This window comes from Sphingomonas sp. S1-29 (genome assembly GCF_026167545.1).
In the GTDB taxonomy this organism is placed as follows: Bacteria; Pseudomonadota; Alphaproteobacteria; order Sphingomonadales; family Sphingomonadaceae; genus Sphingomonas.
Genome location: NZ_CP110678.1, coordinates 1,834,599 through 1,856,645, shown reverse-complemented (window position 1 = coordinate 1,856,645; position 22,047 = coordinate 1,834,599). Strand labels below are relative to the sequence as shown.

Genomic DNA, 22,047 nt, shown 5'->3' with positions numbered 1-22,047 from the left:
AGCTGGGCGGGGAGCGGGGGCGGGGAAGGGGTGACGTCCACGCCAGTGTTGCGCGTCCGCCCCCTCCGTCAGCCTGCGGCTGCCACCTCCCCCTGGCGGGGGAGGATTGGGGGGTGTCTTTCCTCCCCCGCCAGGGGGAGGTGGCGGGCGCGTAGCGGCCGACGGAGGGGGAGGAAAGGGGGACGCTGGTTTGGGGGGCGTCGCGTTCGTTTGGAATTTCGAGTGGGCGGGGCCAACGCTGGTGTTGCGTGTCCGCCCCCTCCGTCAGCCTGCGGCTGCCACCTCCCCCTGGCGGGGGAGGATTGAGGGGGGGCTTTCCTCCCCCGCCAGGGGGAGGTGGCGGGCGCGTAGCGGCCGACGGAGGGGGAGGTTAGGGGGACGCTGGTTTTGGGGCGTCGCGATCCCTCGAAAAAATGTCAGGCGGTGGGGGCCAATTCCGGCGTTGCGGGTCCGCCCCCTCCGTCAGCCTGCGGCTGCCACCTCCCCCTGGCGGGGGAGGATCGGGGAGTGTCTTTCCTCCCCCGCCAGGGGGAGGTGGCGGCCGCGCAGCGGCCGGCGGAGGGGGAGGTCAGGGGGACGCTGGTTTTGGGGGCGTCGCGTTCGTTTGGAAAATGTCGGGTGGGCGCGGCCAACTCCGGCATCGCGCATCCGCCCCCTCCGTCAGCCTGCGGCTGCCACCTCCCCCTGGCGGGGGAGGATCGGGGGGTGGCTTTCCTCCCCCGCCAGGGGGAGGTGGCGGTCGCGTAGCGGCCGGCGGAGGGGGAGGTTGGGGGGACGCTGGTTTGGGGGGCGTCGCGATCGCCTGGAAAATGTCGGGTCGGCGCGGCCAATGCCGGCGTCGCGCGTCCGCCCCCTCCGTCAGCCTGCGGCTGCCACCTCCCCCTGGCGGGGGAGGATTGGGGGTGGCTTTCCTCCCCCGCCAGGGGGAGGTGGCGGTCGCGTAGCGGCCGGCGGAGGGGGCGGGCAGGGGGCGCTAGCGTTACGAGCGTTGCGCTCCTGGCCCCCGCATCCGGCGCCGCACCGCCAGCGCGTAAATCACCAGCGCGATTCCCGCGAAGGCGAACCATTGCACCGCATAGGCCAGATGATTGTTCGGCACCCCCGAGGGATCGGGCGCGCGGCTGGGCAGCAGGCCCGCGACCGGCGGGTTCGTCGCCACCAGCATCAGCCGGTCGGGCGCTGCGCCACCGAACCAGCGCTGGAGCAAGGGCGCGCTGTTGGGGGCGTAGGTCATCTGGCCGGTCACGCTGCCGCCGCGCCAGACCGGCATGAAGCCAGGATCGGCGGCGACGCCCATCTCGACCTTGTACTTGCTCCCCGTTTCCGAAGTGCAGTCGGCGAGGTAGCGATAGCCGCTGACGCCATCGACCGAGCGGCCCGCGGCGCGGGTGATGTCGGCGACGCTTGCGCACTGCGCCGTCGCGCGGCGGAAGAGATAGCGTTCGCCGACCGGTGGGTCGGGGAAGGCGATGACGGGCAGGTCGGCGTTGCGCGCGAAGCTGGCGAGCAACGCTTCCTTGCCGTCGCGGCGCTGGAGCTGCCAGACGCCGAGCGCGATCATCGTCACCACCGCGAGCAGCACGACGATCGTCGAGACGATCGGCACCCGCTTCATGGGCGGTCGATCCGCTGGCGCCCCTCGCGCGCCGAATTGCGATATTCGAGCACCAGCAGCGTCACCTTGGCGATCCGCAGCGAGCCGATCACCGCGATGATCGTCAGCGGCAGCCATAGTACGACATGCACCCACCATTCGGGCTCGTACGCCAACTCGACGATGATCGCGAGGATCGTGATGATCGTGCCGACGCCGAAGGTGAGGAAGGCCGCGGGGCCGTCATCGACGTTGAACTGGGTGAAATCGAGCCCGCAGTTCGAGCATTTGGGGGCGAAGCTGAGCATGCCTGCGAACAAGGTCGGCGCGGCGCAGCGCGGGCAGCCGCCGGTGATCGACAGCCGATACAGCGAGGCCGGCGACGCCGGGAGCTCTGCCCCCGGCGCGCCGGCCTCTTGCTGTGGTTCGGTTGGGGTCAACCTGCGTGGATCGGTGCGTTCCACCCGCCCCAGACATAGATGACGACGAACAGGAACAGCCACACGACGTCGACGAAATGCCAGTACCAGGCAGCCGCCTCGAAGCCGAAATGCTGGCGCGGGGTGAAGTGACCGCGATAGGCGCGGAACAGGTTCACGATCAGGAAGATCGTGCCGACCAGCACGTGGAAGCCGTGGAAGCCGGTCGCCATGTAGAAGGCCGAGCTGTAGTTCGACTGCCCGAACGCGAACGGCGCGTGCATATATTCATATGCCTGGATGCAGCTGAAGATCAGGCCGAGCACGACGGTGAGCCACAGCCCCTTGAGCACGCCGTCGTCCTCGCCGACGCCCAGCATGCCCCAGAAGCCCTTCTTGGCCCCGCCGCGCTGGTTGTGGATCAATGCATGGTGCGACCAGGTGATGGTGGTGCCCGACAGCAGCAGAATGAAGGTGTTGAGCAGCGGGAATTCGAACGCGCTGATCACCTCAAGGCCACGCGGCGGCCATTGCGCGATCGCATCAGCGGCAACCGCGACGACGCCGTCGGTATATTCGACGGGGACGGGGAAGAACGAGAAATCGAACCACGCCCAGAACCAGCCGACGAAGAACATCACTTCCGACGCGATGAACAGGATCATGCCGTAGCGCAGGTGAAGCTGGACGACGGGGGTATGGTCGCCGGCATTCGCCTCACGCACCACATCGACCCACCAGCTGCCCATCATGAACAGCGTCGCAGCGAGCCCTGCCAGCAGGACGAAACCGCCACCGGCAGCCTCGTGCATGTACATGATGCCGCCTGCAGCGAGCAGCAGCACCGCCATCGAGCAGGCCATCGGCCAGATGCTCGGCGGGAGAATATGATAGTCGTGGTTCTTGGCGCCGGCCATATCTTCGTCCTGTCAGGCTATTCTTGCGATCGCTCTAGCTTGCGGCCTTCGCGGAATCCACCGGGTAAAATGTGTAGGAGAGCGTGATTTCCTGCACCGAGCGGGCATCGGGGTCGGTGGCGATCGCCGGATCGACGAAATACACCACCGGCATCCGAATTTCCTCGCCGGGCTGGAGCGTCTGCTCGGTGAAGCAGAAACACTGGATCTTGCTGAAATATTTGCCTGCCTGCGCGGGCGTGACGTTGAACGTCGCGGTACCGGTGACGGGCTTGTCCGAATTGTTCTTGGCGGTGAAGAACGCCATTTCGCGCTCGCCCAGCGACACCTTCATGCTGCGCTGGTCGGGCGAGAAGCGCCACGGCAGCGCGTTGCTGGTGTTGCTGTCGAACGCCACGGTCATCTGCTGGCCGGTCGTCGCGCCCGGCGCGGCGTCGGCGCGCTGCGTCGTGCCGCCGAAGCCGGTCGCCTGGCAGAACATGCGATAGAGGGGGACGCTCGCGAAGCCGACGCCGGTCATGCTGACGACGCCCGCGGTGGCGATCAAGGCGGTGCGAAGGTTGCGGTCGATCATGAGGTCGTATTCCCCATCTTGATGATGCTGATCGCGTACATCAGCACGACGAATCCGCCGAGCAACAGCGCGAGAACGAGCGCGCGCGAACGCTGGCGCTTGCGGATCAGCTTTTCGTCGTCGGGGGTCATGCCAATACCTGTGCATCGACGACCAGCGCGCCGAAAAGGATGAAGAGATAGAGGATCGAGAATTTGAAGAGCTGCTTCTCAGGCTTCATGCCGTCGCCGGGCTGGCTGGTGCGCATCGTCACGATCAGCGCCAGCACGGCGAAGATCGCGGTCGTCGCCACTGCGACGGTGCCATAGATCCAGTCGGTGAAGCCGAGCGGCCAGGGCGCGATCGCGACCGCCGCCATCGGGATGGTGTAGAGCCCGACATGCTGGCGCGTCACGCGCTCACCCGCGACCACGGGGAGCATCGGCACCCCGGCATTGGCGTAATCGGTCTCGACGAACAGCGCGAGCGCCCAGAAATGCGGCGGGGTCCACAGGAAGATGATCGCGAACAACAGGATCGGCATCAGCGTGACGTCGCCGGTGGCGGCGGCCCAGCCGATCATCGGTGGGAAGGCGCCGGCGGCGCCGCCGATGACGATGTTCTGCGGCGTGCGGCGCTTGAGCCACACGGTGTAGACCAAGACGTAGAAGAGGATCGAGACGGCGAGGATCGCGGCGGCGACGAGGTTCACCGCCAGCCCCATCAGCAGCACCGAGAAGATCGACAGTCCGACGCCGAATTGCAGCGCGGTGTCGCGGTCCATCCGGCCGGCGGGAAGCGGGCGCTTGGCGGTGCGCTTCATCCGCGAATCGAGATCGACCTCATACCATTGGTTAAGCGTGCCCGCGGCACCCGCGGCGAGCGCGATGCACAGGATCGCGGTGAAGCCGATGACGGGGTGGATCGTGGTGGGCGCCGCCAGCAAACCGCAAAGCCCGGTATAGACGACCAGGCTCAGCACGCGCGGCTTGGTGAGCGCGAGGAAGTCGCGCCAGTCGGCGGCGATCGGGGTCGTTGCGGTTGCGGCGGTCATGTTCTTCTTCCCCCCTCCCGCTCGCGGGAGGGGTAGGGGGAGGGTATGTGGGAAGCCGCCTCGAACAGGCCCTCCCCTAACCCCTCCCGGTTGCGGGAGGGGGAATTCTAGGTCCCCCTCCCGCAACCGGGAGGGGGATGGATCGTCAGTCGATCTTGGGCAGCGTCTCGAACTGATGGAACGGCGGCGGGCTCGAAAGGGTCCATTCGAGCGTCGTTGCGCCTTCGCCCCATGGATTCCCTTCGGCCTTCTTGCCCGCGAACAGCGACCAGAAGATGTTCACGAAGAAGATCACCATGCCGACCGCCATGATCAGATAGCCGAAGCTGGCGATCTGGTTCCAATAGGCATAGGCGTCGGGGTAATCCGGGTAGCGGCGCGGCATGCCCTGCAGCCCCAGGAAGTGCATCGGGAAGAACATGATGTTCACGCCCGCGAAGAACACCCAGAAGTGCAGCTGGCCGAGGAGTTCGCTGTACATCTTGCCCGACATTTTCGGGAACCAGTAATAGAAGCCAGCGAACAGGCCGAACACCGCACCCAGCGACAGCACATAGTGGAAATGTGCGACCACATAATAGGTGTCGTGCATGTAATCGTCGACGCCGCCATTGGCGAGCACGACGCCGGTCACGCCACCGACGGTGAACATGAAGATGAAGCCGATCGCCCACAGCATCGGGGTCTTGAACGTCATCGAGCCGCCCCACATCGTCGCGATCCACGAGAAGATCTTGATGCCGGTGGGCACCGCGATGACCATCGTCGCGGCGGTGAAGTACATCTTGGTGTTCACCGACAGGCCGGTGGTGAACATGTGGTGCGCCCAGACGACGAAGCCGACGACGCCGATCGCGACCATGGCATAGGCCATGCCGAGATAACCGAACACGGGCTTGCGGCTGAAGGTCGCGACGATCTGGCTGACGATGCCGAAGCCCGGCAGGATCATGATGTACACTTCGGGGTGGCCGAAGAACCAGAACAGATGCTGGTACAGCACCGGATCGCCGCCGCCGGCGGGATCGTAGAAGGTGGTGCCGAAGTTACGGTCGGTCAGCAGCATCGTGATCGCGGCAGCGAGCACCGGCAGCGCGAGCAGCAGCAGGAAGGCGGTGACCAGCACCGACCACACGAACAGCGGCATCTTGTGCAGCGTCATGCCCGGCGCGCGCATGTTGAAGATGGTGGTGATGAAGTTGATCGCGCCCAGGATCGACGAGGCGCCGGCGATGTGCAGCGACAGGATCGCCATGTCGACCGCGGGGCCCTGATGGCCATAGGTCGACAGCGGTGCGTAGACCGTCCAGCCGGTTCCTGCGCCCGACCCGAAGAAGGGCGATGCGAGCAGCAACGCGAAGGCGGGGATCAGCAGCCAGAACGACACGTTGTTCATGCGCGGGAACGCCATGTCGGGCGCACCGATCATGATCGGCACGAACCAGTTGCCGAAGCCGCCGATCATCGCGGGCATGACCATGAAGAACACCATGATCAGGCCGTGCGCGGTGATGAGCACGTTCCACAGGTTGAGCGACTGGTCGAAGCTCTGGACGTCGCCGCCCGCGAGCATCGTCGCCCACATCGGCAGATACTGGATGCCGGGTTCGGCGAGTTCCATCCGCATCAGCCCCGAAATCGCGCCACCGATCAGGCCGGCGACGATCGCGAAGATCAGATAGAGGGTGCCGATGTCCTTGTGGTTGGTCGACATGAACCAACGCGCGAAGAAGCCGGGATGATCATGCGCATCGCTGTGATGCGCGTGATCGTGATGCGCCTGGAAGGCGCTTGGGTTGAGGGCGGTGTCGGTCATGGCTTACTGATCCACATTGCCGAGGCCGCCGGCGTTGCCGCTCGCAGCCTGGGTCGTCGTCGGGGCCTGGGTGGTCGCGTCCACCGTCGGGCCGGTTGCATTGTCGGGAGCCGTGGTATCGTCGCCGGCGTCGGCACCGGGCTCGGTCGGGATCGAACCCGCCGAACCGGTCGGCACCTGCGCTGCGGGAGCAGCGCCCTGGCCGGGCATCGCGCCGCCCTTGGCGCGGATCCACTGCGCGAACACTTCGGGCGAAACCGCTTCGACCGCGATCGGCATATAGGCGTGGCGCGAACCGCACAGCTCGGAGCACTGGCCGAAATACAGGCCGGGCTCGCGGATGGTGAAGCTCGTCTCGTTCAGCCGGCCGGGGATCGCGTCCATCTTGATCCAGAAGGCGGGCATCGCCCAGCTGTGGATCACGTCGTTGGCGGTGGTGATCAGCCGGATCGGCACGCCGACGGGCAGGACGATGCGGTTGTCTGTCGCCAGCAGGCGCGGGCCGTCGGCATCGGTGCGGAAGCGCTGGCCGGCCTCGACCTCGCTCTGCTCCTTGAGCATGTTCGCGGTGATCGAAATCCCGCCATGGTCAGGATATTCGTAGCTCCAATACCATTGGTTGCCGATCGCCTTCAGCGTGATCGCATTGGCGGGCGCGGGCTCATATTGTGCGGCAAGCAGGCGGATCGATGGGATCGCGATCAGCGCCAGGATGATGACCGGTGCCGCGGTCCACACGATTTCGATCATCGTGTTGTGCGACGTCTTCGACGGCACCGGGTTGGCGGCGCGACGATAGCGGATCATCACCCACACCAACAGCGCCAGCACGAACAGGCAGATGACCGTGATCACCGGCACCAGGATGACGTTGTGGAACCACTTGGCGTCGTCGCCAAGGTCGGTCGCCTGCGGCTGGATGCCGATCGAGCGATCGACCGGCTGGCCGATCCCGTCGGTGGGGGTCAGCCGGGGCGAACCATCGGCGTTGAGCGTGGGGTCGGCGGGCGAGGCTGCCTCGGCGGCAGTCGCGGTGGCGGCCGATTCGCTATCGGGGCCGGTGGTGGCGGGGGTGCCGGGTTGCGCCGCAACAGGCGCGCTTACCGGAGCGGCGGGCGCCGCTTCCTGTGCGATGGCGGTACCGGCAAATGCCAGCCCCGCCGCAACCAAAATCGTTTTGAACCCGTTCATCCGCATTGTCTCAGGTCATCCTAGCCGAGCCGCGCCCAATCGCGCGCTTGCAACCACCCGTCGGTCGTTTGCGGCTGGCCTATACGCATGGATGCCGCTTGTCTCAAGCTTGTCACACCCGGTTTTTGGCCCATGGTTGCGATGCAGCGCGCCGAAGCCTATTCTGTGCGCCTCCAAACAGACCGGGAAGCGCATGACCGAAGACGAGATTCTGGGTGAGTTCCGCGCTGCCGAGGCGCTGCTCGAGGGGCATTTCATTCTCTCCTCGGGGCTTCGTTCGTCCCGCTATCTACAATGCGCGCGCGTGCTAATGGATCCCGCGCGTGGCGCACGGTTGGCCGAGGCGCTGGTGCGCGTGCTTCCCGACGACGTTCGCCGGCGAATCGAAGTGGTGGTGTCGCCCGCGATGGGCGGGGTGATCGCCGGCCATGAAATGGGCCGCGCGCTGGGGGTCGAGGCGATGTTTCTCGAACGGCCCGAGGGGGTGTTCGAACTCCGCCGCGGCTTTCGCCTAGTTCCCGGGCAGTGCGTGCTGATGATGGAGGACGTCGTCACCACCGGGCTGTCGTCGCGCGAGGCGATCGCGGCGATCGGCCGCGCGGGCGGCGCGGTGATCGCCGCTGCCTCGCTCGTCGATCGGTCGAACGGCGCCGCCGATCTGGGGGTGCCCTTCTTCCCGCTGATCCGGCTCGACGTGCCGAGCTACGACCCCGCTGACCTTCCCCCCGAACTCGCGGCGATTCCCGCGATCAAGCCGGGTAGCCGGGCGGCGCCATGACCGCGCTGGCGGCGCTGGCCGCGATGGTGGCGCTTGCGGCCCCTGCGCAGACGCAGGCGCTGTTGGTGCCGCCAGAGGCACGCGCGATCGCTTCGGCGTTGAAGGCCGGGCGGTTTTCGGGCTTTGCGATGGTTGCGACCAGCGACCGGATATTGTGGCAGACCGCGCGCGCGCGCTGCGTGCCGCCCAGTGCGGGGAGGGTCACCCCGATCTGCCACCAGCGATCGACCGAATATCAGCGCTGGCCGTGGGCGTCGGTGACCAAGCAGGTGCTGGCTATCCTCACGATGCAGCAGCTCGACGCCGGCCGGATCGCGCTCGACACGCCAGCCAACGCCTATCTGTCTGCGTTGAAGGCGGCGGGGGTCGCGCCCACCATCCGCGAACTGCTCCAGCACCGCTCGGGGCTGCGCAACCCGGACGATTCGCCGATCGATGCCTCGGGCAATCCGGGCTTTTATTCGACCGGCCCGACCGGGGCGGCCTGGTGTCTGGTCGATCGGGGTGCGCCGGCAGGGCCGTGGATCTATAATAATTGCGACACCATCGTGCTGGGTGCGGTGCTCGAAGGCGCGACCGGCAAGACGCTGGCGGCATTGTTCGAGGAGGGGCTGGCCAAGCCGCTGCGGCTCGAAGGCACGCGCTTCGTCGGGCCGGGTGACGATTGGATGCCCGATTATGCCAAGCCGCTGGCACGCGGCTATGCACTGCCGTTCGAGCGCTATGGCGCAGCGGGCGGGCTGGCGGGCACCGGCGCCGACCTGCTCGCGATCGACCGCGGGCTGCTGGCGGGCACGCTGATGTCGCCACAAGCGCTGGCGACGATGTGGCAAGGCGATCCTTCGCTCGGCTATATGGCGCTGGGGCAATGGGTGTTCGATGCGCCGCTGCGGGGATGCGCCGCGCGCGTGCGCGTCGTCGAGCGGCGCGGCAATATCGGCCGCTACCAGGTGCGAAACATCATCCTTCCCGATTTGGATCGGATCATCATCATGTTCAGCGACGACCAACGGCTCGACTTCGGCGAAATCTGGGCGGGCAGGGGGCTTACCCACAATCTGCTCGCAGCAGCGGTGTGCGGATGACCCACGCGCTTCGCCTTGGCGTAAATATCGACCATGTCGCGACGGTGCGCAACGCGCGCGGCAGCGGCTATCCCGATCCGGTGCGCGCCGCGCTGCTGGCGGCGCAAGCGGGGGCCGACGGCATCACCGCGCATCTGCGCGAGGACCGGCGACACATCACCGACGACGATATCGCGCGGCTGGTCGCCGAGCTGACGGTGCCGCTGAACCTGGAAATGGCGGCGACCGACGAGATGCTGGCGATCGCGCTGCGCCATCGCCCGCACGCGGTGTGCATCGTCCCCGAAAAGCGCGAGGAGCGCACCACCGAGGGCGGGCTCGACGCGGCGGGCCGGTTCGACCTGCTCGCGCCGATGGTCGAGTCCCTCGCTGCCAACGGATCGCGCGTGTCGCTGTTCATCGAGCCCGAGGCGCGGCAGATCGACGCCGCGGTCCGGCTGCGCGCGCCGGTGGTCGAGCTCCATACCGGCTTGTATTGCGAGCTGGCGGGCGAAGCGCAGGTGGCCGAGCTGCGGCGGATCGCCGATGCCTCCGCGCTGGCGGCGAAGAACGGGATCGAGGTGCATGCGGGGCATGGGCTGACCTTCGACAACGTCACCCCGATCGCCGCGATCCCGCAGGTGCGCGAGCTCAACATCGGGCATTTCCTGATCGGAGAGGCGATCTTCGATGGCTTGGGCGCGGTGGTGCAGCGGATGCGCGCGCTGATGGACGAGGCGCGGTGATGGGGGCGGCAAATCCTCTCCGAGCTCGCTCGGGGAGGGGGACCAAGCGCAGCATGGTGGAGGGGAACGCCGCGGGCGCACCGCTCGTGGCTTTGCCCCTCCACCACGCCCTGCGGGCGCGGTCCCCCTCCCCGAGCGAGCTCGGGGAGGATTGGTTGTGATCCTCGGGCTCGGGTCAGACCTTTGCAATATCGAGCGGATCGAGGCGTCGGTGGCACGCTTCGGCCAGCGTTTCCTCGATCGTGTGTTCACGCAGGCCGAACAGGCCAAGGCGGCGCGGCGGCCGCTGACGCGCGCGGGCACGCTCGCCAAGCGCTTCGCCGCCAAGGAGGCCTTTTCCAAGGCGGTGGGCACGGGATTCAAGCGCGGGGTGTTCATGCGCGACATCGGCGTGGTGAATGCTCCCTCGGGCGCGCCGACGCTGGTGCTGACCGGCGGTGCCCGGGCGAGACTTGACGCCATCACCCCGGCGGGCCACGTCGCGGCGGTGCATTTGACGCTTACCGACGACCACCCCTGGGCACAGGCCTTTGTGGTACTCGAAGCAGTGCCCGTGGAGACGATGATCTGATGGCGGCGGAAGACTTGGCGCTGGACCCCAAGAGCGAGCCGGTGGCCGCTCCCGACAAGCGCAGCACCAGCGGCACCGATTGGTGGGGCGAGGTGAAGGGCATCTTCTGGCTGATCCTGGCGGTGCTGGGGTTCCACAGCCTGATCGCCAAGCCCTTCTACATCCCGTCGGAATCGATGATGCCCGGCTTGCTGGTGGGCGACCGGCTGGTGGTGACCAAATATCCCTATGGCTATTCGTTCATCTCGCCCACCTTCCATCTGCTGCCCTTCATTTCGGGGCGGCTGTTCGGATCGATGCCCGAGCGCGGCGACGTCGTGATCGTCTCGCCGCCGGGATCGCGCACCGATTATATCAAGCGCGTGATCGGCCTGCCCGGCGACGTGCTCGAAGTACGCGGCGGCACCATCTTCCTCAACGATGTCGCGGTCGAGCGCCAAGCCGCAGGCAACCGGCTGATCCCGGTGGATGCCAATACGCGCTGCGACGCGATGCATTATCCCGACGCGCTGGTGAGCGGCGAGGGCGGCGCGCATTATTGTCGCGTCGCGATCTTCCGCGAAAAGCTGCCCAATAGCGCAAGCTACGACACGATCGACATGGGCTATACCCGCGGCGACAATTTCGCGCCGGTCGAGATCCCCGACGGCCATGTCTTCCTGATGGGCGACAATCGCGACAACAGCGCCGACAGCCGTTTCGGGGTCGAAGAGAATGGCTTGGGCGGGCCAGTGCCGTGGGAGAATATCGGCGGGCGCGCCGAATTCGTCACCTTCTCGCTCGACGGCAGCGCGACGCTCAACCCGCTGACCTGGTGGCAGTCGCTTCGCCCGAGCCGCACCGGCGCTTCGCTCCATCCCGACAGGGCCGACGCCGAATGACCGGCGCGGCGGCTTCGGGCTATGTGCTCCACGATTATTTTCGGTCGTCGGCGAGCTATCGCGTTCGCATCGCGCTGAACCTGAAAGGCGTCGCCTATCGCCGGCACGACGTGTCGCTGGTCAAGGGCGACCAGCGCAGCCCCGAGCATCTGGCGCGCAATGCGCAGGGCTTCGTCCCCGCGCTCGAACTGCCCGACGGGCGGATGCTGGGGCAGAGCCTGGCGATCATCGAGTGGATCGAAAGCGCGCATCCTGAGCCCGCGCTGTATCCCGCCGATCCGTTCGCGCGCGCACGGGCGATGGAGCGCGCGCTGCTGATCGCGTGCGACATCCACCCACTCAACAATCTGCGCGTGCTGCGCTATCTAAGCATCGCTCTGGGCGCCGAGCAGGCGGCGCGCGACGACTGGTATCGCCACTGGGTAGCCGAGGGGTTCGCGGCGCTCGAGCAGATGGCGGGCGATGCGCGCTTTCTGGGGGGCGAGGCGCCGGGCATCGCCGATGTCTGCCTGGTGCCGCAGATGTTCAACGCGCGGCGGCTCGAGCTGGATGTCACGCCCTATCCGCGACTGGTGGCGATCGATTCGGCGATGGCGGCGCTAGACGCGGTGGCGGCGGCGCATCCCGACCGGGTGCAGCCGGCGGTTTAAGCGCGCGCTGCGACGAGCCGGCCAAACAGCGCCAGATAGTCGCCGATCGGATCGTCATCGCCCGCCGCGCTCGGCTTCGGGCGAATCGCCAGCGGCGACAGCCACGCATCGAGCGCCGCCACCAGCGCAGCTTCGTCGTCGCGCGCGACGATCGTCCCCAGCGCGGGCGAGGTGACCAGCTCGGGGATCGCCACGCTCGAATCGGTCGAGACCACCGGAGTGCCCTGCGCGATCGCCTCGCGCAGCACGCCCGGCACGCCTTCATGCTCCGAGGTCAGCGCGACCACCGCCGCGCGCGCCATGGCGGGCAACGGGTCGGCGGCGTGGCCGGGCAGATGGACGCGGTGGGCGACGCCGAGCCGCGCCGCCTGGTCGGCAAGTGCGGGTCGCATCGGGCCTTCGCCTAGGATCACCAGCGCGACATCGTGATCGGCGAGGCGGGGGAGCGCGGCGATCAGCCGGTCCCAGCGCTTTTGCGGCGCAAGGCGCCCGACTCCGAGCACGAAGCGCCCGGCAGGAAGCGATACCGGCTTCGCGTTGCCCCGAGCGCGCGCGGGCGGGTTGGCGATCACCGAGATACGTTCGGGGGGCATTCGCATCGCGCGCTCCGCCTCTGCCGCCATCGCTGGGGTCATCGCCACCAGATGATCGATGAAGCGCGGCTGCAGCCGCAGCCAGGCGGCGTTCCCCCACGCGATCGGCGGGCGATGGATCCCCGAAAGCGCGTTCGACAGCTTGCTGACGATCGGCGCGCGAGTCCCGCTGCGGGATGCGAGCGCGATCGCGGTATAATGATTGCCCGGGCAGAAGACGATGTCGGCGCCCAGCGCGCCGATGCCGCGCGCGGCGCGCATCAGGTCGCGATAGCCCGCCCCTCGCGCCGCCACCGTCTCAACCTTTTCAGGTAGTTCCTGGCGCAGCGGCCCGGTCAGATCGCCTGCGATCAGCGTCACGCGGTGGCCGCGCGCGGTCCAGCCATCGGCCATTCGCAGCAAGGCGCGCTCGACGCCGCCGCCGGCGAGAGTCTGGACGAACGAGGCGATATGCAGGGCGGGCGGAGTGGGCATGGGTTGCGTCCTGCCTTGAGACTGCCCAAATCGTCCATCAAGAAACCGCAATGTGCGGCGTAAAAGCCGCCTTGACGACCAGTTTGCTTGCGTATCCGCCGACCTGCTACGGGGCCAGCGGCATTGGACTTCCTTTTGAGCCGCGGATCATCCTCGACGTGAAGCATTCAGATTACCGCGCCTCTTCGTCCTACGCAGCGGCCGCGCCCGCGGTCGAACCGCCGTTGATTTCGGTCCCCGAACTCGATTCGCTCCAGCCGATCGAGACGATCAAGCGCCGCTGGCCGCGGATCCTCGGCGCTGCGCTCAGCCTGGCGATGATCGTCGGGCTGGGTTTCGAATTGTTCGGCGAGGGGCTGGCGGCGCTGCAGCAGGCGGTGCCGACGCATCCTGGCTTCTACATCGCATTCCTGATCCTCTACCTGTCGCCCCCCACCTTTGATTATGTGATCTTCCGCCGTTTGTGGGGGATTCCACTCGAAGGGATGATGGCGCTCCACAAGAAGCGGATCGCGAACGAAGTGGTGATCGGCTATTCGGGCGAGGCGTATTTCTATGCCTGGGCGCGTGCGCGGATGAAGATGGTCGCGGCGCCCTTCGGCGCGGTCAAGGACGTAACGATCCTGTCGGCGATCGCGGGTAACGGCATCACCTTGCTGATGATCGGGCTGGCGCTGCCGTTCGGCGCGACCTTGCTGACCGAGAACCAGTTCGAGACGTTGCTCGGGTCGGCGGCGGTCATCGTTGCGACCTCGCTGCCGTTCCTGCTCTTCTCGCGCCGCGTGTTTTCGCTGCCGCGGCCGACCCTGTGGTGGGTGTTCGGCATCCACTGCCTGCGGCTGCTGGTGGGCTCGACGATGATCGGGCTGGCCTGGCATTTCGCGATGCCCGACGTTTCGGTGGGGATGTGGCTGTTCCTGGCCGCGGGGCGGTTGCTGGTGTCGCGCCTGCCGCTGGTGCCCAACAAGGACCTTCTTTTCGCCAACTTCGCGATTATTTTAATAGGGCAGGGCGAAGCACTGTCCGAACTGATCGCCGTCACCGCAGCGATGGTATTGCTGCTGCACGGCGTGTTGATCGGGCTCTTCGGCATTCATGCTTTGATTAGGAACCCGCGATGATCGCGAAGACTTTATTGGCGACGGCAATCGCCGTCGCGGCGGTGAACCCCGCTTTTGCGCAAGCCGAAATCCTTGGCAGCGACCGGCAGGCTTGTGTCGGCGACGGCGGCCCGGCGATCCGCGTCAACGTAACGGGCTTGAAGGACCGCACCGGGCGGCTCAAGCTCGAGCTATATCCCGCAAACGAAGCCGATTTCCTGAAGGACGACCGCGACCTGCTCGCCGAGGGCAAGGTGTTTCGACGCGTCTGGGCCGATACCCCCGCCAATGGCGCGGTCAGCCTGTGCATCCGCACCCCGCGCGCGGGGCGCTATGCGATCCTGTTCACCCATGATCGCGACGGCAAGAACAAGTTCAATTTCTGGAAGGACGGCGCAGGCTTTCCCAGCAACAAGCGGCTGGGGCGGAGTCGTCCCAAGGTTACCCAGGCGGTGATCGACGTCGGCAACGGGGTGACCGCGACCAACATCCGCGCGCAATATCTGCGCGGCCTCGGCGGCTTCGCCCCCAGCGACAGCTGAGCCAGCCCGATGCGCGTCGTCGACGTCAACGAATTCTACTCGCCCACCGGCGGCGGGGTGCGCACCTATCTCGATCGCAAGATGGGGATCATGGCCGATCTGGGGCATGAGCTGATCGTCATCGCGCCGACCGCGCAGGACGATTGGGTCGAGGAGCGCCCCGGTGGCGGGCGGATCTTCTGGGTCAAGGCGCTGCCTTTGCTGCTCGACCGCAATTATTGCATGTTCCGCGACGGCGAGGGGGTGATCCCCCTGCTCGACCAGCTGAAACCCGACGTGGTCGAGACCAGCTCGCCCTGGCGCCCGGCGTTCTTCGTCGGCGAATGGCAGGGCGATGCGGTGAAGGTCTTCTTCGCGCACAATGACAATATGGCGGCCTATCCGCTGCGCTGGTTCGAGGGGATGGCGAGCCCCGAGCGGATCGAGCGCGCCTTCACCTGGTATACCAACCGGTACGAGCGCTTCCTGCGGCTGTACGACGCCTTCGTCACCAACGGCCCCGCGCTCGCCAAGCGCAACCGCGCGCGCGGGCTGCGCGTCGACGCGTCGATGCCGCTGGGGATCCAGCGCGGATCGTTCTCGCCCAGCCTGCGCGACGAGACGCTGCGCGCGGCGCTGCTCGCGCAATGCGGCTTGCCGCCCGAGGGGCATTTGCTGATCGGGTTGGGGCGGCATCATCCCGAAAAGCGCTGGCCGCTGGTGATCGACGCGGTCGAGCGCGCGGGCGCCGACCTGCCCGTCGGCCTGATCCTGCTGGGCAATGGCCCCGAGCGCAACGCGCTGGCCAAGCGGGTCGCCGACAGCCCGCATATCCGGCTGTTCCGCCCGATGTACGATCGCGATCGCTTCACCCGCGTGCTCGCGAGCTGCGACGCGCTGATCCATGGTTCGGATATGGAGCCGTTCGGGCTGGTCGCTGCCGAGGCGCTGGCGTCGGGGCTGCCGATGATCGTCCCCGACGAGGGCGGTTGCTTCGAGATCGCCGAGCCTGCGTTCGCCGAAACCTATCGCGCGCGCGATACCAAGTCGGCGACCGAGGCGATCCACCTGATGTTCGCGCGCGACCAGCAAGTGCTTCGCGCCGCGGCGGTCGCGGCGGCCGATCATGTCCGCACCGATGTCGACCATGCGCGCGACCTGATGGCCTATTATCAGGAGCTGGTCGACCGGCGCCGGGCAAGGTCGGCGCTGCCCGCCGGGGCGTAGACGATCAGCGTCTTGCTCCCCAGCGCGAAGGCACCGAGCGCCGCGTAATCGCGCCCGAGCGCGGCATGCAATTGGCGACGGATCGCGGGGCGTTCGCCGCGATAGCCGGTATCGGCGACGATCCGTTCGGGGCGTGTGGCGAGCGCCGCCGCCAAGGCCGCGGCTTGATCGACCCCGACCGCACCACGCTCGCGGCTGCGGCTGAAATGGCTCGGGAAGACCAGGTGACTCGTCCGGCAGCGCCCGGTGGCGGGATAGAGCATCGTCGGCCCCGAATAGACCAGCAGGCAGCCCGGGCCGGTGCCCACCGCGTCGGCGATCGCCGCGAACTGCGCGGCGGACCCGCGCTCGTGCCGTTTGAACAGCAGGATTCCCTGGCCGCCGATGAACAACGCCACCAGGAAGATCGCGGTGGCGCGCGGCGTCCGCCGATCGCCGGCGAAGAACCCCGCGGCGCAGGCGCAGGCGGCGGCGATCACCGGCAGCGCATAATGATCGTACCAGCCGCCGAACGCGAACAATCCGCCGAGCGCTGCCAGCAGCCACAGGTGGAGCAGCCCCGCCACCGCGCTGCCGCCGCGTCGCCCGAGCCAGGCGAGCACCAGCAACGGCGCCAGGATGACCGCGACGAACGCGAAATTGCCCGCCTGTTCGGCGATCGGATCGCGGCTGCGCGCCAGGATCGACAGGAAATTGGCGTAGAGGAACGCCTCCGACTGCCCCGCCCGCGCGTACCACAGCCATGCGGCCGCGGTCGGCGCGAGCGCGAGCGCGATCATCGCCGCTGCCAGGCCGGCGACCGCCAGCGCACCATCGCGGCGGCGCTGCCACAGCACCCAGCATCCCAGCGCCGCGCCTTCGAAGACGACGCTGTATTTGATCTGGATCGCCAATCCGAGCAGCAGCATCGCCGCAAGCGCGCGCGGGCGGGTGGCGCCGCCCGCGAGCATTGCGACCGCGCCGACCACCGGCAAATTATAGAAGACCGGCGACTGGCCGCCCTGACCCTCGGCGAAGTTGAGCCACAGGATATAGAGGATCGCCGCCGCGAGCGCGCCGCGTCGCCAACCGGCACGCTCGGCCAGGACCGATATCAGGAACGCGGTCCCTACCGCCGCCGCCAGCGCGAAGATTTGATAGACGATAATGCCATCGGGCCAGCCCAGCGCGGCAGCGGGCAGATAGAGCAGGAACAGCCCGATCGGCTTGCGATCCCAGATATCGACATAAGGCAGCGCGCCGCCGTGCATCGCGTGCGCGGTGACGAAGTAGAATTGCTCGTCGACCTGGAGGATCGGGTTGCCGAGCGTCACTGCCCGCGCGACCAAGGCCACCAGCAACAGCACCGCCCAGCGCGGCAGGCGCGACTGGCTCCGGGATCGGGGGATGCTCGCCATCCGCCGCGCATATCGACGGCGCGCAGCGGTGTCACGATCCCGCAATCAGCCGGAGGCACAGAGGGTCGCAACAGGGAGCCCATCATGACCATTCGCATCGACCGTCGATCCTTCATGCTCACCGGTACGCTCGGCCTTGGCGCCTTCGCGCTGCCGGGGTTCGCGCAGGTCGCCAATGTGCTCGGTGGGCGCGGCTTCACCCATGCGGTGGCGTCGGGCGAGCCCGCGGCCGACGCGATGCTGTTCTGGACGCGCTACGTCCCCGCCGATGGCGGCGCGGCGAAGCTTCGCGTCGAGGTCGCCGAGAGCGCCGATTTCGCGCGCGTCGTCGGCGGCGGCGAGCTGGTGACCGGGCCGTGGCGCGATCATACCGCCAAGATCACCGTTACCGGCCTCAAGCCCTTCACCCGCTATCATTATCGCTTCGTCGCGCCCGACGGCAGCTTCTCTCCGATCGGGCGCGCCAAGACGCTGCCGCTGGGTGATACGCGCGCGTTCAAGGCGGCGATCTTCTCGTGCTCGAACCTGGGCTTCGGCTATTTCAACGCCTATGCGCACGCCGCGCCGCGCGACGATATCGACCTGACGATCCATCTCGGCGACTATGTCTACGAATACGCCCCCGACAATTATCCCGCGGCGGCGCAGGTGGTGGGTAACCGGATTCCGCAGCCGATGAAGGAAATGGTCGCGCTCGCCGATTATCGCCTGCGCTATGCCAGCTATCGTGCCGATCCCGATCTGCAGGCGCTGCACCAGAATCATGCGATGGTGGTGCAGTGGGACGATCATGAATCGGCCAATGATTCGTGGGAAGGCGGCGCGCAGAACCACCAGGCCGACGAAGGCGACTGGGCGACGCGGCGCGCGGCGGCGGTGCAGGCGTTTCGCGAATGGCTGCCGGTCAGCGACGAACCCTGGGGCAGCTATGCGGTCGGCAATCTGGCGACGCTGTTCCGCACCGAGACGCGGCTGTTCGGGCGCAGCAAGCCGCCCGAGCTCGCGCCGCTGTTCATGGCCGGGGGCGATCCGATCGCCGCGCTCACCGCGTTCCGCGATGGTGCGTGGCAGGATCCGTCGGTGACGATGATGGGATCGACGCAGGAGGCCTGGCTCGACGCGGCGATGGCGCGATCGGTGCGCGATCAGGTGCGCTGGCAGGTCGTCGGCTTCGGCACGATCATGGGCCAGACGCGCGCGCCCGAGGAAGCGCTCGGCTGGATCAAGGCCGATGCGCCCGCACGGGTAAAGGCCTATGTCCAGGGCGGCGTGGCGGCGAGCAAGCTGGGGCTGCCGAGCAATCTCGACAATTGGGGCGGCTATCCCGCCGCGCGCGCACGCTTCCTGAAATCAGCGCAGCGCCATGGCGGCAGCACGATCGTGATCGCGGGCGACAGCCACAATGCCTGGGCGTACGACCTGGCGCAGGACGGCAAGCCCGCCGCGGTCGAGTTTGCGGGGCAGGGGGTGACCTCGCCCGGCTATGAAAGCGCGATCGGCATCGATCCCAAGCGAGTCGCCGCGGCGCTGGTGGCGACCAACCCCGAGCTGAAATGGTGCGACACCTCGCGGCGCGGCTATATGGCGCTGAGCCTGACCCCCGACACCGCGACCAATGAATGGATCTTCGTCGACGGCGTGCGCCAGCGGTCGCCTGCGGCGAGCGTCGGGCATAAAGCGACGGTGCGGCGTGGTCGGAATGTGATGGGGTGAGGCGCATAAAGCCCTCTCCCCTCTGGGGAGAGGGTTGGGAGAGGGGCAGTGCGATGCGCTTCGTTACTGCCCCTCTCCCGCGCTTCCCCGGCTTGCGCCGGGTCGCTTGCCCTCTCCCCGGAGGGGAGAGGGCGAGGTTCAGTCCAAACTCTTCGCCACCTGCTCGAACATGTCCTTGCTCAGCCCAGGCGTCGCCAGGATCCGCTCGAGCTCCCCGCGCATCAGCGCAGCTCGCCCCTCGTCGAAGCGCTTCCAGCGGCCGAGCGGCGGGACCAGTTTCGCCGCGGTCTGCGGGTTCAATTTGTCGAGCGCGATCAGCTGGTCGGCGACGAAGCGATAGCCGCGGCCATCGGCGGCGTGGAAGGCGCGCTGGTTGACGCTGAACGCCCCCACCAGCGCGCGCGCGCGGTTGGGGTTGGCCAGCGTGAAGTCGCGGTGGCGCGCCAGTTCCTCGACCACCGCCAGCGTGTCGTCGCGCGACGACAGCGCCTGGGTCGAGAACCATTTGTCGAGCACCAGCGGATTGTCCGAATAGCGGTTGTAGAAAATGTCGAGTGCGGCGATCCGGCTGTCTGAGTGCGAGCTGACCAGCGTGGTCAGCGCGCCCTGCCGGTCGGTCATGTTGTCGGCATTTTCGAACTGGACGAACGCCAGCTCGGCGGCGTCGGCGGCGCCGCTCGCGGCGATATAGCCGAGCGACACGGTGCGCAGACGGCGCGCGCCCTTGGCGGCGGGGGAATATTCGAAGCGATTGGCGCGCGAGCGTTCATACGCCTCGCGCCAGTCGCGCTCGAGCGCGCGGCCAAGGTCGCGGCGAAGCGCATCGCGCGCCGCCGACACCGCGTCGGGATCGACGATCGCGAGCTGGTCACCGATGAAGCTGTCCGAGGGCAGCAGCACCGCCTCGGCGATGAACGCCGAATCGAGGCTTGCGTCGGTCAGCGTGTTGCGGACCGCGTCGATCACCGCGCGATGGTCGGCATGGCCGTGGGTCACCGCGGTCACCAGCGTGTCGAGCATCAATTGCTGCATCGCTTCGTAGCGCGCGAACGGATCGTCGTCGTGCGCGCTGAGGAAGGCTAGGTCGGCGGCGGTGCGGTTGGTCTCGACGATCACCGGCGCCGAAAAGCCGCGGTTGATCGACAGCACCGGGGTTTCGGTCACCGTCTCGAACGCGATCTCGGCGGCGGCGTCGCGCAGCAGGAACAGCCGTTCCTCGCCCAGCGGCTTGCCGGTGTCGGCGCCGAACAGCTTGATCCGCAGCGGCAGCACCATCGGCTGCTTGACCGGCTGGCCCGGCGTGGCGGGGACGTGCTGGCGCAAGCTGAGCATCGCACGGCCATCGCCGGCATGGTGGGTAAGCGTGGCGGTGACGCGCGGGGTGCCGGCCTGCGAATACCACAAGCGGAACTGCGTCAGGTCGATCTCGCCTGCGTCTTCCATCGCCAGCGCGAAATCCTCGACGGTGGCGGCGGTGCCGTCGTGCCGGTCGAAATACAGGTCCGAACCCGCGCGGAAGCGGTTCCGGCCGAGCATCGTCGCCATCATGCGGATGACTTCGGCGCCCTTGTTGTAGATCGTCGCGGTGTAGAAGTTCGAGATTTCCTGATATTCGTCGGGACGCACCGGATGCGCGAGCGGCCCCGAATCCTCGGGGAATTGCGCCGCGCGCAGCGTGCGGACGTCCTCGATCCGCTTGACCGCCGCCGATCCCTGGTCGGCGCTGAACTGCTGGTCGCGATAGACGGTGAAGCCTTCCTTCAGCGAAAGCTGGAACCAGTCGCGGCAGGTCACGCGATTGCCCGACCAATTGTGAAAATATTCGTGCGCGACGACGGCGGCGACCGCGTCGTAATCATAATCGGTTGCGGTGTCGGGATCGGCGAGGATGTAGCGGCTGTTGAAGATGTTCAGCCCCTTGTTTTCCATCGCGCCGAAGTTGAAATCGTCGACCGCAACGATGTTGAAGACGTCTAGGTCATATTCGCGGCCATAGACCTCCTCGTCCCAGCGCATCGAGGTGCTCAGTGCCTGGAGCGCATGGTCGGTCTTGGCGAGGTCGGGCGCACGCACCCAGATCGCCAGCGACACCTCGCGTCCCGACCGCGTGACGAAAGTCGTGCGATTGGCGACCAGATCGCCCGCGACCAAGGCGAACAGATAGCAGGGCTTGGGGAAGGGATCGTCCCAATCGGCATAATGCTTCCCATCGTCGAGGTCGCCGCTGCCGACCGGATCGCCATTGGCGAGCAGCACCGGGAAGCGCGCCTTGTCGGCGATCAGCCGCACCTTGTAGCGACTGAGTACGTCGGGGCGGTCGGGGAAGAAGGTGATGCGGCGAAACCCCTCGGCCTCGCACTGGGTGCACAGCAACCCGCCCGAGGCATAGAGCCCCATCAGCTGGGTGTTGCGCTCGGGCGCCAGCAGCACTTCGATCTCGACGATGTGATGGTCGCCGGTCAGCGGGATTTCGAGCAACCCGTTGCTGCGCGTCCAGGCATCGGCCTCGAGCCCGTCGATCCAGACGATCGAGGGTTCGATCATGTCGCCGTCGAGCCGCAGTGGGCGATCATGCGCGCCGTTGCGTGCGACCGACATCGTCGTGCGGACATGCGTCTGCGCGGGATCGAGATCGATCACCATCGCGATGTCGGGCACCAGCCAATCTGGCGCGGCATAATCGGCGCGGCGGGTGACGCGGGGCAGGGCGGGGGAGGCGTGTACATCGTGCATGGCAATGACCTAATCCAGCGCGCCGCGGCGCCCTAGTGAAAAGCGGCGCGCGCAA

The 22,047-nt window shown here is 67.4% G+C and carries 21 protein-coding genes; 10 read left to right on the top strand and 11 right to left on the bottom strand.

What is annotated here, in order from left to right; all coding sequences use genetic code 11:
* Window positions 1-979: 979 nt before the first annotated feature.
* From OKW76_RS08720 to coxB, 8 genes are all read right to left on the bottom strand, one after another.
* Complete coding sequence (locus OKW76_RS08720) at window positions 980-1,615, bottom strand: SURF1 family protein (protein WP_265548532.1); 636 nt, start codon at window positions 1,613-1,615, stop codon at window positions 980-982.
* The gene (locus OKW76_RS08715; protein WP_416221799.1) at window positions 1,612-2,034 is read right to left on the bottom strand and encodes a DUF983 domain-containing protein; all 423 of its coding nucleotides are present in this window, start codon (window positions 2,032-2,034) and stop codon (window positions 1,612-1,614) included. The genes OKW76_RS08720 and OKW76_RS08715 overlap by 4 nt, the downstream gene beginning before the upstream one ends.
* Window positions 2,031-2,930 (bottom strand): cytochrome c oxidase subunit 3, encoded by a 900-nt coding sequence (locus OKW76_RS08710; RefSeq protein WP_256505287.1) that lies wholly within the window; start codon window positions 2,928-2,930, stop codon window positions 2,031-2,033. Before OKW76_RS08710 ends, OKW76_RS08715 begins: the two co-directional genes overlap by 4 nt.
* A gap of 34 nt (window positions 2,931-2,964) precedes the next feature.
* Window positions 2,965-3,504 (bottom strand): cytochrome c oxidase assembly protein, encoded by a 540-nt coding sequence (locus tag OKW76_RS08705; protein ID WP_265548531.1) that lies wholly within the window; start codon window positions 3,502-3,504, stop codon window positions 2,965-2,967.
* Window positions 3,501-3,635, bottom strand: coding sequence for a hypothetical protein (locus tag OKW76_RS08700; RefSeq protein WP_265548530.1), 135 nt, complete (start codon window positions 3,633-3,635; stop codon window positions 3,501-3,503). The genes OKW76_RS08705 and OKW76_RS08700 overlap by 4 nt, the downstream gene beginning before the upstream one ends.
* Window positions 3,632-4,537 (bottom strand): heme o synthase, encoded by a 906-nt coding sequence (locus OKW76_RS08695; protein ID WP_265548529.1) that lies wholly within the window; start codon window positions 4,535-4,537, stop codon window positions 3,632-3,634. Before OKW76_RS08695 ends, OKW76_RS08700 begins: the two co-directional genes overlap by 4 nt.
* Before the next feature lie 145 nt (window positions 4,538-4,682).
* Window positions 4,683-6,353, bottom strand: a complete 1,671-nt coding sequence (gene ctaD / locus OKW76_RS08690) for a cytochrome c oxidase subunit I (protein WP_265548528.1) — start codon at window positions 6,351-6,353, stop codon at window positions 4,683-4,685.
* 3 nt (window positions 6,354-6,356) lie between these two features.
* Window positions 6,357-7,544, bottom strand: coding sequence for a cytochrome c oxidase subunit II (coxB, locus tag OKW76_RS08685; RefSeq protein ID WP_265548527.1), 1,188 nt, complete (start codon window positions 7,542-7,544; stop codon window positions 6,357-6,359).
* 193 nt (window positions 7,545-7,737) lie between these two features.
* Between coxB and pyrE the strand changes: the two genes are divergently transcribed.
* The 6 genes from pyrE to maiA all read left to right on the top strand — a co-directional run bounded on the left by pyrE (window position 7,738) and on the right by maiA (window position 12,234).
* Window positions 7,738-8,322 carry an orotate phosphoribosyltransferase gene (gene pyrE, locus OKW76_RS08680; protein WP_265548526.1) on the top strand — a complete coding sequence of 195 codons (585 nt, stop codon included), beginning with the start codon at window positions 7,738-7,740 and terminating at the stop codon, window positions 8,320-8,322.
* Window positions 8,319-9,407, top strand: coding sequence for a serine hydrolase domain-containing protein (locus tag OKW76_RS08675; protein WP_265548525.1), 1,089 nt, complete (start codon window positions 8,319-8,321; stop codon window positions 9,405-9,407). The genes pyrE and OKW76_RS08675 overlap by 4 nt, the downstream gene beginning before the upstream one ends.
* A complete protein-coding gene (locus OKW76_RS08670) occupies window positions 9,404-10,132 on the top strand; it encodes a pyridoxine 5'-phosphate synthase (protein WP_265548524.1) in 729 nt (242 codons plus the stop codon). The genes OKW76_RS08675 and OKW76_RS08670 overlap by 4 nt, the downstream gene beginning before the upstream one ends.
* 157 nt (window positions 10,133-10,289) lie before the next feature.
* A complete protein-coding gene (acpS, locus tag OKW76_RS08665) occupies window positions 10,290-10,703 on the top strand; it encodes a holo-ACP synthase (RefSeq protein WP_265548523.1) in 414 nt (137 codons plus the stop codon).
* Entirely contained in the window at window positions 10,703-11,584 is an 882-nt protein-coding gene (lepB, locus tag OKW76_RS08660; protein ID WP_265548522.1) for a signal peptidase I, read from the top strand. Before acpS ends, lepB begins: the two co-directional genes overlap by 1 nt.
* Complete coding sequence (gene maiA, locus OKW76_RS08655; RefSeq protein ID WP_265548521.1) at window positions 11,581-12,234, top strand: maleylacetoacetate isomerase; 654 nt, start codon at window positions 11,581-11,583, stop codon at window positions 12,232-12,234. The genes lepB and maiA overlap by 4 nt, the downstream gene beginning before the upstream one ends.
* Here the strand turns inward: maiA and OKW76_RS08650 are convergent.
* Complete coding sequence (locus OKW76_RS08650) at window positions 12,231-13,301, bottom strand: glycosyltransferase (RefSeq protein ID WP_265548520.1); 1,071 nt, start codon at window positions 13,299-13,301, stop codon at window positions 12,231-12,233. The genes maiA and OKW76_RS08650 overlap by 4 nt on opposite strands.
* A gap of 158 nt (window positions 13,302-13,459) precedes the next feature.
* On the opposite strand from OKW76_RS08650, the gene OKW76_RS08645 reads away from it, so the two are divergent.
* The 3 genes from OKW76_RS08645 to OKW76_RS08635 are packed head-to-tail and all read left to right on the top strand — an operon-like array spanning window position 13,460 to window position 16,149.
* Window positions 13,460-14,422 carry a hypothetical protein gene (locus tag OKW76_RS08645; protein ID WP_322740078.1) on the top strand — a complete coding sequence of 321 codons (963 nt, stop codon included), beginning with the start codon at window positions 13,460-13,462 and terminating at the stop codon, window positions 14,420-14,422.
* The gene (locus tag OKW76_RS08640) at window positions 14,419-14,943 is read left to right on the top strand and encodes a DUF2141 domain-containing protein (protein WP_265548519.1); all 525 of its coding nucleotides are present in this window, start codon (window positions 14,419-14,421) and stop codon (window positions 14,941-14,943) included. Before OKW76_RS08645 ends, OKW76_RS08640 begins: the two co-directional genes overlap by 4 nt.
* 9 nt (window positions 14,944-14,952) lie before the next feature.
* A complete protein-coding gene (locus tag OKW76_RS08635; RefSeq protein ID WP_265548518.1) occupies window positions 14,953-16,149 on the top strand; it encodes a glycosyltransferase in 1,197 nt (398 codons plus the stop codon).
* Here the strand turns inward: OKW76_RS08635 and OKW76_RS08630 are convergent.
* Window positions 16,095-17,546, bottom strand: a complete 1,452-nt coding sequence (locus OKW76_RS08630) for a hypothetical protein (protein WP_265548517.1) — start codon at window positions 17,544-17,546, stop codon at window positions 16,095-16,097. The genes OKW76_RS08635 and OKW76_RS08630 overlap by 55 nt on opposite strands.
* 84 nt (window positions 17,547-17,630) lie before the next feature.
* Here OKW76_RS08630 and OKW76_RS08625 point away from each other — a divergent pair, with 84 nt between their 5' ends.
* The gene (locus OKW76_RS08625) at window positions 17,631-19,259 is read left to right on the top strand and encodes an alkaline phosphatase D family protein (RefSeq protein ID WP_265548516.1); all 1,629 of its coding nucleotides are present in this window, start codon (window positions 17,631-17,633) and stop codon (window positions 19,257-19,259) included.
* Window positions 19,260-19,397: 138 nt separating this feature from the next.
* On the opposite strand, the gene pepN is transcribed toward OKW76_RS08625, so the two are convergent.
* Window positions 19,398-21,992 carry an aminopeptidase N gene (gene pepN / locus OKW76_RS08620; protein ID WP_265548515.1) on the bottom strand — a complete coding sequence of 865 codons (2,595 nt, stop codon included), beginning with the start codon at window positions 21,990-21,992 and terminating at the stop codon, window positions 19,398-19,400.
* Window positions 21,993-22,047 lie beyond the last annotated feature (55 nt).

Coding starts and splice junctions, on each gene's coding strand:
- pyrE (WP_265548526.1), top strand. CDS start 7,738: ATGACCGAAGACGAGATTCTGGGTGAGTTCCGCGCTGCCGAGGCGCTG.
- OKW76_RS08630 (WP_265548517.1), bottom strand. CDS start 17,546: ATGGCGAGCATCCCCCGATCCCGGAGCCAGTCGCGCCTGCCGCGCTGG.
- pepN (WP_265548515.1), bottom strand. CDS start 21,992: ATGCACGATGTACACGCCTCCCCCGCCCTGCCCCGCGTCACCCGCCGC.
- OKW76_RS08650 (WP_265548520.1), bottom strand. CDS start 13,301: ATGCCCACTCCGCCCGCCCTGCATATCGCCTCGTTCGTCCAGACTCTC.
- OKW76_RS08625 (WP_265548516.1), top strand. CDS start 17,631: ATGACCATTCGCATCGACCGTCGATCCTTCATGCTCACCGGTACGCTC.
- OKW76_RS08670 (WP_265548524.1), top strand. CDS start 9,404: ATGACCCACGCGCTTCGCCTTGGCGTAAATATCGACCATGTCGCGACG.
- OKW76_RS08705 (WP_265548531.1), bottom strand. CDS start 3,504: ATGATCGACCGCAACCTTCGCACCGCCTTGATCGCCACCGCGGGCGTC.
- OKW76_RS08635 (WP_265548518.1), top strand. CDS start 14,953: ATGCGCGTCGTCGACGTCAACGAATTCTACTCGCCCACCGGCGGCGGG.
- OKW76_RS08640 (WP_265548519.1), top strand. CDS start 14,419: ATGATCGCGAAGACTTTATTGGCGACGGCAATCGCCGTCGCGGCGGTG.
- OKW76_RS08695 (WP_265548529.1), bottom strand. CDS start 4,537: ATGACCGCCGCAACCGCAACGACCCCGATCGCCGCCGACTGGCGCGAC.
- lepB (WP_265548522.1), top strand. CDS start 10,703: ATGGCGGCGGAAGACTTGGCGCTGGACCCCAAGAGCGAGCCGGTGGCC.
- OKW76_RS08710 (WP_256505287.1), bottom strand. CDS start 2,930: ATGGCCGGCGCCAAGAACCACGACTATCATATTCTCCCGCCGAGCATC.
- maiA (WP_265548521.1), top strand. CDS start 11,581: ATGACCGGCGCGGCGGCTTCGGGCTATGTGCTCCACGATTATTTTCGG.
- OKW76_RS08675 (WP_265548525.1), top strand. CDS start 8,319: ATGACCGCGCTGGCGGCGCTGGCCGCGATGGTGGCGCTTGCGGCCCCT.
- coxB (WP_265548527.1), bottom strand. CDS start 7,544: ATGAACGGGTTCAAAACGATTTTGGTTGCGGCGGGGCTGGCATTTGCC.
- OKW76_RS08720 (WP_265548532.1), bottom strand. CDS start 1,615: ATGAAGCGGGTGCCGATCGTCTCGACGATCGTCGTGCTGCTCGCGGTG.
- ctaD (WP_265548528.1), bottom strand. CDS start 6,353: ATGACCGACACCGCCCTCAACCCAAGCGCCTTCCAGGCGCATCACGAT.
- OKW76_RS08700 (WP_265548530.1), bottom strand. CDS start 3,635: ATGACCCCCGACGACGAAAAGCTGATCCGCAAGCGCCAGCGTTCGCGC.